The following is a 12,631-nucleotide window of genomic DNA, read 5'->3' as shown; positions in this document are numbered from 1 at the left end:
CCGATCAGGTCGTGAACCGGACGGACGTCGACGAACCCCGTCTGGTCGGATCGCCCCCGAACAGGCTGTGGCACACCTGATGTGACCCAGTACACAAGAGTGCCTCACGGACGATAACGGTCCAACCTCGACACGCCGACCGTCTGGTAACTGATTCGTTATCCGGTTGGTTGTCCGCTTCGCCGGCCGCCGAGACCCTCGATGAGGGCGTCGAGCCCCTGCTCGAACTCCCGCTCGCCCTCGGCCGTACGCGCGTTCACGACGTCGGCGTCGGGGTCGGCCCAGCCGGACTGCTGGACCTCGACGGCGACGCTGCCGAGGACGTAGGAGCGCAGGGCCCGCACCGCGGCCGGCGCGGCGTCGCCCAGCCCCGCCTCCCGCAACTGCTCGGTCTGCTCCCCGATGGAGATCAGCGCCGCTCCCTTGGGCGGTTTGACCAGGGCCAGCGACAGCACCCCGGGATGTTCCAGCAGAGCCGTACGGCTCGCCCGGGCCCAGGCACGGGCCAGATCCTGCCATGAGGGCGCCGCGCCCGATTCGCCGGGGCCGGGATCGACCCGTACGGCGGTGACGTGCTCGGCGAGCGCGTCCATCAGCGCCTCCTTGCCGCGGGGGAGGTGATGGTAGACGGCCATCGCCTCCACCTGGAGGGCGTCGCCGAGACGGCGCATGGTCAGCCGGCGCAGGCCCTGCCCGTCGGCGATGTGCAGGGCGGCGTCGATGATGCGTTCCCGGGACAGCGGGACGGGTGGGCGTTTGGCCGGCATGGGGACCACTCTGCCACACGTCACCTTACTTTGTAAACGAGGGCGGGCCGGCCGGCGCGATGTGCGGGACTCGCCGGGCAGCGCGTACGCTACCCGAGGGGCGATGCGTTCGCCGGATCTGGAGGAGCTGACGATGGCGTTTTTCCGTCCGCGGGTGAGCCGGGAGGCGGAAGTCCGCTACCACGCGGACCTGGAGATCGGAAAGGGCTACCCGGCCCTGCTGGAGAAGGCTCGCGCGGCCGAGCGGCGCCTGCACGAGGTGCAGGCCGCCGGGGGATCGGTGGCCGAGCGGCGTGCGGCCGGTCGCGACCTCGCCCGCGCGCTCACCGAGGCCCTGCGTGCCGCCGAGGCCGGGCAGCGGTCCACGCTCGGGATCAAGGCGTACGACGACCGCATCGCGCGGCGCAAGGCCAGGGCCACCCCCGAGGGGGCGCTGTGGACGGCCGAGGTCAGCCGCCTGCGCACGCTGCGGGAGGAGAACAAGCTGAGCATCCCCCGGGTTCCCCGGACCTACGCGACGGTCCGCTGAGAGCAGGGCCGCCGGCATGCGTACGGCCCGCGCCGTTTCCGGCGCGGGCCGTACGCATGCGGTCGTCGGGTCAGCTGGCCCAGTCGAGGAGCGGGCTGGTGTTGCTCGGATGGCGCAGCTTGGACAGCGACTCCTTCTCGAGCTGGCGGATACGCTCCCGGGTGAGGCCGAGGTGCTTGCCGATCTCGTCGAGCGTGTGCGGCTTGCCGTCGATCAGCCCGAAGCGCAGGCTCATGATCTTCGCCTCGCGCGGCGACAGGTTGCCCAGGACGCCCTTGAGCTGCTCGGCCAGCAGCTGCCGGTCCACGACCTCGGATGCCTCGGGGGAGTCCACGTCCTCGATCAGGTCGCCGATGCGGGTCTCGCCGTCCTCGCCGATCGTGGAGTCGAGGCTGATCGGCTGCCTGCTCGTACGGAGCAGCTCCTCGATCTGGTCCGGAGTCCTGTCCAGCTCGACCGCCAGTTCCTCCGGTGTCGGTTCCCGGCCGAGCCGCTGGTGCATGTCGCGCTCGACCCGCGACAGCTTCGACAGCATCTCCAGCACGTGGACGGGCAGCCGGATCGTGCGGGCCGAGTCGGCGAAGCCGCGCTGGATGGCCTGCCTGATCCACCACATGGCGTACGTGGAGAACTTGTAGCCCTTGGCGTAGTCGAACTTCTCGACCGCCCGGATCAGGCCGAGGTTGCCCTCCTGGACGACGTCGAGCAGCGACATGCCGCGGTCGGTGTACTTCTTGGCGACCGACACCACCAGGCGGAGGTTCGCCTCCAGCATGTGGTCCTTGGCGCGTCTGCCGTCCTCGATGATCCATTCGAGGTCCTCGCGCACGCCCGGCGGCAGCTTCTCGCCGTTCTCCAGGGCCGCCTCCAGCTTGTACTCGGCGTACAGCCCGGCCTCGATGCGCTTGGCCAGCTCGACCTCCTGGGCCGCGGTCAGCAGCGTCCGGCGGCCGATCGACTTCAGGTAGGTGTGGACGGAGTCGCCCATCACCGAGGAGGTGTCGTCGAGGTCGACGACCTCGGTCTCCTCGGTGTCGGACGCGGCCTCGGCCGCCGGCTCCGGGGCACGGTGCGCGTTCTCCGGCGTGCCCGGGGCGGCGGACGCCGTAGCGGCGGTCTTGCGCGTCCTGCGCGTCCTGGTGGTCTTCGCGGCCTTGACGCTCGTGACGGTGTCGTCCGCGGCGGCGTCGTCGTCGGCCCGCTCGGCGGGGGCGGTGGTCCTGGGGCTCTCGCCGGCCGGCCGGGGGGACGCCGCTACCTCGGCGGTCCTGCGGGTCTTCGGGGCGGCGGCCGCCTTCTTCGCGGGCGTCGTCTTCGACCCGTCGTCGGCGAGGTCGACGCCGGCCTCGGCCAGCTCACGCAAGATCGTACGGCCCTCGGCGGGGCTGACGCCGGCCTGCGTGAAGGCCTCGCGCAGCTCCGGCAGGGAGAGACGACCCTTGGCCCGCCCTCGCTCCAGCAGTTGGTCGAGAGTCTTCGGGGTCACCTCGTGCCCGAGCGAGGTCGCCACGGAGGTCCGGGGCATGAGGACACCTCCTCCTTGACGGAGTCCGTCATCGTGGGTGCTTGCGATTGGGCGCGGCGGTCTGTGGGCGGCTCGGCGCACCAGTAGCAATAACGCCGTCGCGCCCAGTTTGTTCCCTCACCCGACCCCTCCCCTCCCGTGGGTGATCTTGCGAATGCTCGCAGTCGTACGCGCTGAGCAGGCACGACGCCCTCCGTGATCTTGCAGTTTCTCGCACCTGACCTGGTTGACCAGCGGAAACAGTGTTAGTGATCTTGCAGTTTGCGGAGAAGTGCAAGATCGGCTGATTCCTTCTCGCAGGTCGGGGCGTACGACTGCGAGTTTCTGCAAGATCACGAGCGGAATAGATGCAGGTCGGCGGGCATCTCTGCGAGCAACTGCAAGATCACGCCCAGGGGGGTGGTGGGATGGGGCTCAGTCGATGGGGGAGGGGACGATGATGCTCACCTGGGGGCCGGGCATGGGGTCGGCGTCCCGCATGCGCTGGGTGGTCCAGTAGTCGGAGACCTCGCCGGGGTCGATGTCGAACTCCTTCGACACGACGTCGGGGTCGTCCTGTGCGGCCGGGTGCTCGTTCGCCGGGCTCGCGGTCTCCTCATCGGAGGCCGGCGGGGTGGCCTGTTCCGCGCCCGGGTGCAGGACGGTCATCTGGGTCGCGGCCTCCCGCAGGCGGTTCGCCGAGGCGGCCGCGGTGACGGCGACCCCGCCGATGAGGATGGCGCCGACGACGCCTGTGGAGACCAGCATCTTCTGGGCCGGTTTCATCCGCGTCCCCCCTTCGGCACTCTTGAACCACTCCCTGACCGGATAGACGCGCGATGGTCATCTTTGGTTCCGCAGGGCGACCATATCCGGTTTTCCGTTCGGCAACAGCGGAATTCGGGACACAAGCCGCACAGCGCGCGGAGCGGCGTAGGCGGGCAGCCGCTCCTTGGCGAAGTCGCGCAGCTCCGCGAGGGTCACCTCCTCCTCGCCGTCCCGGCCGGCCACCACCGCCTCGACGATCTCGCCCCACTCCGGGTCGGGGCGGCCGACCACCACGACGTCCCGCACCCGGGGGTGAGCGGCGAGGACCTCGGCGACGGCGCCGGCGACCACCTTCCGGCCACCGGTGTTGATCACGTCGTCGGCCCGGCCCAGCACCCGCAACCGGCCATCCTCGATCGTGCCCAGATCGGAGGCGACGAACCAGCCGTCCTCGAACGGCCGCTCGTCGCGCAGCCGATATCCGGAGAAGAGCACCGGCCCGCGGATCCGCACCCGGCCGTCGTCCCCGATTTTGAGATCTACATTGTCAAGGGGGATGCCGTCGTACACGCATCCGCCGCTGGTCTCGCTCGAGCCGTACGTCGTGACGACGCGCGCCCCGGCCGTACGAGCCGTATCGAGCAGACCCGGGGGAGCGGCCGCGCCGCCCAGCAGGATCGTGCGGAAGGCCGCGACGCCGGCCCCGGCGTCGAGCATGCGGCGCAGCTGGGTCGGGACCAGCGACACGTGATCGGCCCCCGAGGCGGCGACGTCGCCGGGAGAGAAGCGCGGGTGGATCACCGGCTCGGTCTCGCACAGCAGCGACCGTACGAGCACCTGCATGCCCGAGATGTGCGAGGGCGGCAGGCAGCACAGCCATCGATCGCCCCGCCGGGCGCCCAGGCGGGCCAGCGAGGCCCGGGCCGAGGCGGTCAGCGCCGCCGCCGGCAGCTCGACTCCCTTGGGCGCACCGGTGGACCCGGATGTGGCGATGATCACAGCGGCTGAGGTCGGCCGCCCGTCCGGCTCGCGCCGTACGCCTTCGGAGGTCACGACGTGGGTGGGACGCAGCGAGGCCAGCGCCGCCGCCAGCGCGGGCCTGGGCAGGTCGGGCGAGAGCGGCAGCACGGCCGGGCCGTCGCCCGACAGCGCGAGCCGTACGGCCTCGAACAGTTCCGGGCCCGGCGGGATGAGCAGGGCGTGCACCGGCCGGGCCCGGGCCGTGCCGTCCAAGGGTTGCGCCATTCGGTGTCCGAGACGGGTGAGCACGGTCGTAAGGTTAGTCCGGGCACTCCCGGGGAGTGGCCGGCCGGTAGGTGACGTGACTGAGGAGCGAGTGTGGCGAGCGAGGTCGACTGGAAGCGGTCGGGCGAGTACGAGGACATCGTCTACGAGACCGCGGAGGGCATCGCGAAGATCACGATCAACCGGCCCGAGCGACACAACGCGTTCCGCCCCACGACCCTGTTCGAGCTGCGCGATGCGTTCAACCTCGCGCAGGAGGACACCGAGGTCGGTGTGATCATCCTCACCGGGGCCGGTGACAGGGCGTTCTGCTCGGGCGGCGATCAGAAGATCCGCGGCGACGACGGCTACGTGGACGACAAGACCCACGGCATCGGCCGGCTGAACGTGCTTGACCTGCAGGTGCAGATCCGCCGCTGCCCCAAGCCGGTCATCGCGATGGTCGCGGGTTACGCGATCGGCGGCGGTCACGTCCTGCACGTGTGCTGCGACCTGACGATCGCGGCCGACAACGCCAGGTTCGGCCAGACCGGGCCCAAGGTGGGCTCGTTCGACGGCGGGTACGGCTCCTGGCTGCTGGCCGAGACGGTCGGGCTCAAGCGGGCCAGGGAGATCTGGTACCTGTGCCGTCAGTACGACGCGCAGACCGCACTGCAGTGGGGCCTGGTCAACGCGGTCGTCCCGCTGGAGCGGCTGGAGGAGGAGACCGTCCAGTGGGCCCGCGAGCTGCTGGAGAAGTCGCCGCTCGCGCTGCGCATGCTCAAGGGCGCGCTCAACGCGGTCACCGACGGCGCGGCCGGCATGCAGCAGTTCGCCGGTGACGCCACGCTCATCTACTACATGAGCGAGGAGGCCCAGGAGGGCCGCGACGCGTTCAAGGAGAAGCGCAAGCCCGACTTCGCGAAGTTCCCCCGCCGGCCGTGAATCCCGCGACCGCGCTGGCGACCGTCCTGGTCGACGAGCTGGTGCGTTGCGGGATGACCGACCTGGTGCTCTCCCCCGGCTCCCGTTCCGCACCGCTCGCGCTCGCGGCGCACGCCCAGCCGCGGCTGCGCCTGCACGTGCGCATCGACGAGCGGTCCGCCTCCTATCTCGCGCTCGGCCTCGCCAGGCGCTCCGAGCGGCCGGTCGCCCTGGTGTGCACCTCCGGCACGGCGGCGGCCAACTTCCATCCGGCGGTGATCGAGGCGTCGGAGTCGGGCGTGCCGCTGCTCGTGCTGACCGCCGACCGTCCGCCCGAGCTGCGCGGCACCGGAGCCAACCAGACGATCGACCAGATCAAGATGTACGGCTCGGCCGTACGCTGGTTCGCCGAGATCGGCGCGCCGGAGGAGCGGCCCGGCCAGGTGGCGTACTGGCGGTCCCTCGGCTGCCGGGCCTACCAGCGGGCCGCCGGGCCGTACGACCCCGGGCCCGTCCACCTGAACGCGGCCTTCCGCGAGCCGCTCGTCCCCGACGGGGACGTGAGCTGGTGCGAGCCGCTGGCCGCCGAGGGCGACCGCCCGTGGGTGCGGACGAGGGCCGTGCCGCCGGCGCCCGCGCTGCACATCCCGCCGACCCGCCGCGGCGTGCTCGTGGTGGGGGACGGCGCGGCCGGCGTCAGGCGGTACGTCGCCGCTGCGGGCATGGCCGGCTGGCCGGTGCTGTCGGAGCCCAACGGCGGCGGCAGGTACGGCGACCACGCCATCTCGGCCTATCACTTCCTCCTCGGCGACGAGGAGTTCGCTGAAGCCCACCGGCCGGACGTCGTGGTCACCCTCGGCCGCCCGGGGCTGTCGAGGCCGCTGCTGTCGTGGCTGGGCGGAGCCGGGGAGCACATCGTCGTGGCGGGCGACCTGACCCGCTGGCCCGACCCCACCCGCTCGGCCACCCAGGTCGCCCAGGCCGTGGAGATCCCGATCGTCTCGGGCGACGACTCCTGGCTGAGCTCCTGGCGGCGCGCCGACTATCTGGCCCGCCAGGCGGTCGACCGGGTGCTCGACTCCTCCGGGCTGAGCGAGCCCCGGCTGGCCAGGGACCTGGTGGAGGCGCTGCCCAACGGAGCGCTGCTGCTGTGCGGATCGTCGATGCCGGTCAGGGACCTCGACCAGACCATGCGCCCGCGCCGCGGCCTGCGGCTGATGGCCTCCAGGGGCGCCTCGGGGATCGACGGCCTGGTCTCCACGGCCGTCGGCGCCGCGCTCGCCCACAACGGTCCCGCCTACGCGCTGATCGGCGATCTGACGCTGCTGCACGACCAGAACGGGCTGATCCTCGGCCCGCGTGAACCCCGGCCGGACCTGTGCCTGGTCGTGGTCAACAACGACGGCGGCGGGATCTTCTCGATGCTGCCGCAGGCGGCGCTGTCCGACTCGTTCGAGCGGATCTTCGGCACGCCGCACGGCGTGGGCCTGGCCCATGTCGCGGCCGCCGCCGACGTTCCGTATACGCTGCTGGAGGACATCGACGAGCTGCCCAGGGCCATCAAGGGAGACGGCCTGCGGATGGTCGAAGTCCGCACCGACCGCGGCCACAACGCCGAGGTGCACGTCAAGATGCGCGACGCCGCTCACGCGGCGATGCGGAAGTGACCCTCGGGGGAGCAGCTCAGGGGCGGTGCCGTCCCGCAGGCCGGCCCGGCATGGTTCCCGGTAGGGATGCCGGGTGACCAGGGGGACGGCACAATGGTCTTCTCTCCGCCCCGCAGAGGAGTGACATGCACGTCGAGGAGTGGCTGCAGACGATCCCGGCCATCTGGGTCTATGTGCTCGTTGGCGGTGTCGTCGGCCTCGAAAGCCTGGGGATCCCCCTACCCGGGGAGATCGTCCTGGTGAGCTCGGCGCTGCTGTCGGCCAAGGGCGTGGTCAGCCCGCTCCTCGTCGGCGTCTGCGCGAGCACCGGGGCCATCGTGGGGGACTCGCTCGGCTACCTCATCGGGCGCAAGGGCGGCAGACCGCTGTTCGACCGGCTCGGGCGGCGTTTCCCCAAGCACTTCGGGCCGGCCCATATCGCCAAGGCCGAGCAGCTCTTCCAGCGCTGGGGCGTGTGGGCGGTGTTCTTCGGCCGGTTCGTGGCCCTGCTGCGCATCCTCGCCGGCCCGCTCGCCGGGGCGCTGCACATGCCGTACTGGCGGTTCCTGGTCGCGAACGTGCTCGGCGGCATCGTGTGGGCGGGCGGTACCACGGCGGCCGTCTACTATCTGGGCATCGTGGCCGACCGGTGGCTCAAGGGCTTCTCCTGGGTGGGGCTCGTGGTGGCGGTCCTGTGCGGCGTGGCCGGCACGATCTGGCTGAAGCGCAAGGCGGCGGCGGCCATGCGGGAGGAGGAGACCCCGCAGCCGGTGAGCCCGCCCTGCCGATGACCCGGGACCGGCCGGGGGCCTTCCGGATCAGCCGGGGTCCTTCCGACCGGTGCGGGACAGCAGCGCGCCCACCGCGGCGTCCAGCCGCCGCCGGAGCGTCGCCGAGTCCGGGGCGAGCGCGGTGAACGCGAGACCGGGCCCCGGCAGCGTGAACACGGCCGTGTGATCGTCGGAGCCGCCGGAGTGCGGGTGCGGTACGTGCCGCGATTCCACGAGCGTCGCATCCGCCAGCAGCACGGTTCCCGCGGCGTGCAGGCCCGCCGTGACGGCGGGTCCGTCCCAGCCGGGAGCCTCCGGCCCGACCACGAGTTCCTGGTCGTACAGGACGCGTCCGCCGGCCATGGCGCGCAGGCGCTGACGGAGCGCGCCGGGCCGTTCGCCGTACCGGCCGAACAGCACCTCCTCCCGCAGCAGCAGGCGGGAGTCGTGACACAGGGTGATCCGGACGTCGGTGCGGTGGCGGCAGCCGGCCGCCGGGACGACCGGCTGGGGCAGCCACACGAGTGTGCCGCGCGGGCCGACGCGGATGTCGAACTCGGTCCGCGACTCCTCACCGTACGGGCCGGGCAGCAGCAGCGTCGGGGAGACCTCGCCGAGAACGAGGGTGCTGCCGGCGCCGACGTCGACCTCCAGCCGCAGGCGGTCGCCGCCGAGCGGGCCGGCGCCGCCCGCGACCAGATGGACCCAGGCGGCGGTGGCGTCGCGTCGGCTCCAGGCGGCGATCGGCGCCGGCGTGCACGGGAGCGTACGGCGGAGCATGAGCGGCCAGGCGGAACGCAGCAGGCGGACGCGGGTGCCGGGTGGCGGGCCCGCCCGCGTGTCGGGTTCTGTGGCCAGCCGGGCCGGCTCGGGGATCACCCGGCGTGGCCGGCCGCCGCCAGCCGTTCGCGCACCCAGGCGGCGACCTCGTGCGCGGAGGGATCGTGGACGAGGGACAGGAAGCAGACGGGGCGATCGCCACGACGGGCTCTGGCGTCGCGGGCCATCACGGAAAGGTCGGCGCCGACCCGGTCGGCCAGGTCGGTCTTGTTGATGACCAGCAGGTCGGCGGAGGTGACGCCGGGTCCGCCCTTGCGGGGAAGCTTGTCGCCTCCGGCGACGTCGAGGATGAAGATCTGGTGGTCGACCAGGCCGCGGCTGAAGGTGGCGGTGAGGTTGTCCCCGCCGCTCTCGATCAGCAGCAGGTCGAGCGGCGGCAGCGTGCGGACGAGTTCGTCGACCGCCTCCAGGTTCGCGGAGATGTCGTCGCGGATGGCGGTGTGCGGGCAGCAGCCGGTCTGCACCGCGCGGATGCGCTCGGCGGGCAGGACGGCCTCGCGGAGCAGGAACTCGGCGTCTTCCATGGTGTAGATGTCGTTGGTCACCACGGCCATCTCCAGCTGCCCGGCCAGGTGGCGGCACAGGGCGGCCACGAGCGCGGTCTTGCCCGACCCGACCGGGCCGCCGAGGCCGATCCGCAGCGGCCGGTCGGGCCCTGGCGGGCCGCCGGGACGGCCGCCGCCGTGCGGACGCGCTTCCGCGCGGCGGTCCCGGATGTGGTGGTCCTCCGCGTGGTGGTCCTCCGCGTGGCGGGACGGCGGGTCGTCGTCAGGACGCAAACAGACGCACCTCCCAGCGGGCGTGGGCCTCGGCGAGGACGTCGAGCAGCGGGGCCCCGGGGGAGGGCAGCCGATCGGGTGGCGCCAGCGCGTGCCCGGCCGCCGCATGGGCCAGCTCGTCGAGTTCTGGAGCGAGGCGGACGAGGATCGCGTGGACGGCGAAGGGGTCGAGGCCCAGCAGCCGGATCGCCGCCGTGGCCGGCCCGGTGACCGTCTCGTGCAGGGCCGCTGCCGCAGCCGCGCGGGGGGTGAGCCCGAGTGCGCCGGCGGTCGCGCCGAGCGCGATCGGCTGATGCGGGCCGCCGTACGGGCCGCCGGCGAGTGCGCCGAGCCCGGGGTGCGGGCGCATGGCCAGCGCGGCGCGCAGGAACTGACGGCCGAGCCTGCGCGAGGCGGCACGCAGGGCGGGGGAGGGGATGCGCGCGTCGAGTTCGACGTCGAGGAGGCCGAACACGTCGCCGAGGCCGGGTCGTGGTCCGTTCCCGCCGCCGCCGTGGCCGGGAGGGTGCGCCGCGTCGGCGGCGCCGTCCGGGAACCGGGCGCAGGAAGCGGCGGCGAAGGCGGCCGCGGTGACTCCGCCGGTGGCGGCGCGGCCCGTCAGGAACGCCGCCAGGGTGGCGGTGTCGTGGACCAGACCGGCGGCGGCCGCCGCCTCCAGCCCGCCCGAGTGCGCGTGGGCGCCGGACGGGTAGCGGCCGTCGGTCAGCAGCAGCAGCGTGGCGAGACCCGGGCAGGCGCGGCCGCCGTGGCCGGGGTCCGTCGCATGTCCGGCGTGCACGTTCATCAGAACAGGAAGTATCGCTGGGTCATGGGCAGCTCCGTGGCCGGGGCGTGGTCCACCTGACGGCCGTCGATGCGGACGTCGAAGGTGTCCGGGTCGACCTCGATGACGGGCAGCGCGTCGTTCTCCGGGAGATCGGCCTTGGTACGGCCCCGCATGTTCGTCACGGGGACGAGACGGCGTTCGACGGCGAGCCGGTCGGCCAGCCCGTCCTCGATCGCGGCCGGTGCGACGAACGCCACGCCGGTGGCGGCCGCGGCCCTGCTGTGCACGTTGTACCCGAGACGCGGCAGCACCGGCTGAGGGGTGGGCACAGCGGCGCCGGGGTCGCCGAGCAGGGCGAGCGCGGCCATGCCGGCCTTGTAGACGGCGGAGGGCCGTACGCCGAACAGGGCGGGCTCCCACAGCACCAGGTCGGCGACCTTGCCCGGCTCGATCGAGCCGATCTCGTGCTCCAGTCCGTGGATCACCGCGGGGACGATCGTGTATTTGGCGACGTAGCGGCGGGCGCGGTGGTTGTCCGCGTGTCCGTCCCCCGGCAGCGGCCCACGCAGCCGCTTCATGACGTGCGCGGTCTGCCAGGTGCGGCGCACCACCTCGCCGATCCGGCCCATCGCCTGGGCGTCGGACGACATGGCCGAGATGGCCCCGATGTCCTGCAGGATGTCCTCGGCGGCCATCGTCGAGGCGCGGACGCGGCTTTCCGCGAACGCCAGCTCGGCCGGGACGGCCGGATTCAGATGGTGGGCGATCAGGCAGATGTCGAGCTGCTCGCCGGGGGTGTTGACGGTGAAGGGCCGGGTCGGGGTGGTCGAGGACGGCAGCACGTTCGGCTCGCCCGCGATCCGGATGATGTCCGGGGCGTGCCCGCCCCCGGCGCCCTCGGTGTGGAAGGCGTGGAAGTTGCGGCCCGCCGCGGTGCGCAGCAGATCCTCGACGAAGCCTGCCTCGTTGAGTGTGTCGCTGTGGATGGCGACCTGCACTCCGGCGGCCTCGGCCACGCTGAGGGCGGCGTCGATCACCGCGGGGGTGGCGCCCCAGTCCTCGTGGCACTTGAATCCGCCCATCCCGGAGCGGAGCTGCTCCCACAGCGCCTCCCGCGAGACCGTCGTGCCCCGGCCGAGGAACAGCACGTTGACCGGCCAGGGATCGAACGCCTCCAGCATCCGCTCGACCCACCAGCCGGCCGGGGTGGCCAGCGCGGCCTTCGAGCCCTCCGTCGGGCCGGTGCCGCCGCCGACCAGGGTGGTGGTGCCGGACTCCAGCGCCACCACCGACATGTCCGGCGACACGAAATGGACGTGGGTGTCGACCGTACCCGCCGTCATGATCTTCCCGTAGCCGCTGACGAGCTCGGTGGCGGGACCGACCACGAGATCCGGATGGACCCCGTCCATGATGTCTGGATTGCCGCACTTGCCGATCGCGGCGATGCGGCCGTCCCGCACCCCCACGTCGGCCTTGACGACCCCCCAGTGATCCAGGAGCACCGCCCCGGTGATCACCAGATCAGGGGTGCCCTCGGCCCGGGTAGCGTGCGACTGTCCCTGCGACTCCCGGCCGGACTTGCCGCCGCCGAAGACCGTCTCGTCGCCACCGGCGCAACGGTCCTCCTCGATCTCGACGAACAGGTCGGTGTCGGCCAGGCGGATCCGGTCGCCGGTGGTGGGGCCCAGGGACGCCGCGTAGCGGCGCCGGTCGATCTCAGCCATCCAGCGCACCCCCGCACTCGCCGCGCAGCCCGCGCACGATCCGCCGGCCGCCCAGTGGGACGAGCTCCACCTCCACCGTCGTTCCGGGGTCGAACCGCACCATCGCACCGGCGAGGATGTTCAGCCGCCGTCCCCAGGCCAGATCGCGGTCGAACCGCAGCGCCGGATTCGCCTCGGCGAAGTGATAGTGCGAGCCGACGCTGATCGGCCGATCCGCCGTGTTGGTCACGGTCATCGGCGTCACCGGGCGGCCGGCGTTGATCGTGACCGGCCCGGAGCCGTACACGATCTGTCCCGGCGCCGTCTCCCGGTCACCGGAGTCGGCGCCGGGCTGTACCAGCCCGAGCGTCCGCCCCGGTCCCGACGCGGGCATGGGCCCCTCCCTAC

General features: G+C 72.6%; 13 protein-coding genes. 4 read left to right on the top strand and 9 right to left on the bottom strand.

Translation table 11 applies throughout. The annotated features are described in order from the left end of the window. Positions 1-158: 158 nt before the first annotated feature. On the bottom strand, positions 159-767 hold the full coding sequence (locus ACQP1K_RS14020; protein WP_433501332.1) for a TetR/AcrR family transcriptional regulator C-terminal domain-containing protein: 609 nt from the start codon (positions 765-767) through the stop codon (positions 159-161). Between the two features lie 133 nt (positions 768-900). Here ACQP1K_RS14020 and ACQP1K_RS14015 point away from each other — a divergent pair, with 133 nt between their 5' ends. Beyond that, positions 901-1,296 (top strand): hypothetical protein, encoded by a 396-nt coding sequence (locus tag ACQP1K_RS14015; protein ID WP_433501331.1) that lies wholly within the window; start codon positions 901-903, stop codon positions 1,294-1,296. 70 nt (positions 1,297-1,366) lie between these two features. Here the strand turns inward: ACQP1K_RS14015 and ACQP1K_RS14010 are convergent, their stop codons facing one another. From ACQP1K_RS14010 to ACQP1K_RS14000, 3 genes are all read right to left on the bottom strand, one after another. Then, complete coding sequence (locus ACQP1K_RS14010) at positions 1,367-2,821, bottom strand: RNA polymerase sigma factor (protein ID WP_433501330.1); 1,455 nt, start codon at positions 2,819-2,821, stop codon at positions 1,367-1,369. A gap of 414 nt (positions 2,822-3,235) precedes the next feature. Continuing rightward, on the bottom strand, positions 3,236-3,586 hold the full coding sequence (locus tag ACQP1K_RS14005; RefSeq protein WP_433501329.1) for a hypothetical protein: 351 nt from the start codon (positions 3,584-3,586) through the stop codon (positions 3,236-3,238). Between the two features lie 57 nt (positions 3,587-3,643). Next, on the bottom strand, positions 3,644-4,813 hold the full coding sequence (locus ACQP1K_RS14000; RefSeq protein ID WP_433501328.1) for an AMP-binding protein: 1,170 nt from the start codon (positions 4,811-4,813) through the stop codon (positions 3,644-3,646). Positions 4,814-4,906: 93 nt separating this feature from the next. Here ACQP1K_RS14000 and menB point away from each other — a divergent pair, with 93 nt between their 5' ends. The 3 genes from menB to ACQP1K_RS13985 all read left to right on the top strand — a co-directional run bounded on the left by menB (position 4,907) and on the right by ACQP1K_RS13985 (position 8,153). Then, positions 4,907-5,737 (top strand): 1,4-dihydroxy-2-naphthoyl-CoA synthase, encoded by an 831-nt coding sequence (menB, locus tag ACQP1K_RS13995; protein ID WP_433501327.1) that lies wholly within the window; start codon positions 4,907-4,909, stop codon positions 5,735-5,737. Further along, positions 5,734-7,383: a 2-succinyl-5-enolpyruvyl-6-hydroxy-3-cyclohexene-1-carboxylic-acid synthase gene (gene menD, locus ACQP1K_RS13990; RefSeq protein WP_433501326.1), complete on the top strand. Its 1,650-nt coding sequence runs from the start codon at positions 5,734-5,736 to the stop codon at positions 7,381-7,383. The genes menB and menD overlap by 4 nt, the downstream gene beginning before the upstream one ends. Before the next feature lie 125 nt (positions 7,384-7,508). Continuing rightward, positions 7,509-8,153, top strand: coding sequence for a DedA family protein (locus ACQP1K_RS13985; protein ID WP_433501325.1), 645 nt, complete (start codon positions 7,509-7,511; stop codon positions 8,151-8,153). A gap of 27 nt (positions 8,154-8,180) precedes the next feature. Here ACQP1K_RS13985 and ACQP1K_RS13980 read toward each other — a convergent pair whose 3' ends face one another. From ACQP1K_RS13980 to ACQP1K_RS13960, 5 genes are read right to left on the bottom strand one after another with little or no spacing between them, the layout of a single operon-like run. Then, positions 8,181-9,011, bottom strand: a complete 831-nt coding sequence (locus ACQP1K_RS13980) for an urease accessory protein UreD (RefSeq protein ID WP_433501324.1) — start codon at positions 9,009-9,011, stop codon at positions 8,181-8,183. Continuing rightward, positions 9,008-9,751 carry an urease accessory protein UreG gene (gene ureG, locus ACQP1K_RS13975; RefSeq protein WP_433501323.1) on the bottom strand — a complete coding sequence of 248 codons (744 nt, stop codon included), beginning with the start codon at positions 9,749-9,751 and terminating at the stop codon, positions 9,008-9,010. Before ureG ends, ACQP1K_RS13980 begins: the two co-directional genes overlap by 4 nt. Next, entirely contained in the window at positions 9,741-10,535 is a 795-nt protein-coding gene (locus ACQP1K_RS13970; protein WP_433501322.1) for an urease accessory protein UreF, read from the bottom strand. Before ACQP1K_RS13970 ends, ureG begins: the two co-directional genes overlap by 11 nt. Then, positions 10,535-12,244: an urease subunit alpha gene (locus ACQP1K_RS13965; protein ID WP_433501321.1), complete on the bottom strand. Its 1,710-nt coding sequence runs from the start codon at positions 12,242-12,244 to the stop codon at positions 10,535-10,537. Before ACQP1K_RS13965 ends, ACQP1K_RS13970 begins: the two co-directional genes overlap by 1 nt. Then, positions 12,237-12,617: an urease subunit beta gene (locus ACQP1K_RS13960; protein WP_433501320.1), complete on the bottom strand. Its 381-nt coding sequence runs from the start codon at positions 12,615-12,617 to the stop codon at positions 12,237-12,239. The genes ACQP1K_RS13965 and ACQP1K_RS13960 overlap by 8 nt, the downstream gene beginning before the upstream one ends. Between the last annotated feature and the right edge of the window lie 14 nt (positions 12,618-12,631).

This window comes from Sphaerimonospora sp. CA-214678 (genome assembly GCF_050942215.1).
Lineage (GTDB): Bacteria > Actinomycetota > Actinomycetes > Streptosporangiales > Streptosporangiaceae > Sphaerimonospora.
The sequence above is the reverse complement of the archived record's forward strand: the minus strand, read 5'-3'. Positions and strand labels throughout refer to the sequence as shown.

Bases quoted from the DNA above. Each gene is read 5' to 3' on its own strand.
- ACQP1K_RS14020 (WP_433501332.1), bottom strand. From the start codon at position 767: ATGCCGGCCAAACGCCCACCCGTCCCGCTGTCCCGGGAACGCATCATC.
- ACQP1K_RS14015 (WP_433501331.1), top strand. From the start codon at position 901: ATGGCGTTTTTCCGTCCGCGGGTGAGCCGGGAGGCGGAAGTCCGCTAC.
- ACQP1K_RS14010 (WP_433501330.1), bottom strand. From the start codon at position 2,821: ATGCCCCGGACCTCCGTGGCGACCTCGCTCGGGCACGAGGTGACCCCG.
- ACQP1K_RS14005 (WP_433501329.1), bottom strand. From the start codon at position 3,586: ATGAAACCGGCCCAGAAGATGCTGGTCTCCACAGGCGTCGTCGGCGCC.
- ACQP1K_RS14000 (WP_433501328.1), bottom strand. From the start codon at position 4,813: ATGGCGCAACCCTTGGACGGCACGGCCCGGGCCCGGCCGGTGCACGCC.
- ACQP1K_RS13985 (WP_433501325.1), top strand. From the start codon at position 7,509: ATGCACGTCGAGGAGTGGCTGCAGACGATCCCGGCCATCTGGGTCTAT.
- ACQP1K_RS13970 (WP_433501322.1), bottom strand. From the start codon at position 10,535: ATGAACGTGCACGCCGGACATGCGACGGACCCCGGCCACGGCGGCCGC.
- ACQP1K_RS13965 (WP_433501321.1), bottom strand. From the start codon at position 12,244: ATGGCTGAGATCGACCGGCGCCGCTACGCGGCGTCCCTGGGCCCCACC.
- ACQP1K_RS13960 (WP_433501320.1), bottom strand. From the start codon at position 12,617: ATGCCCGCGTCGGGACCGGGGCGGACGCTCGGGCTGGTACAGCCCGGC.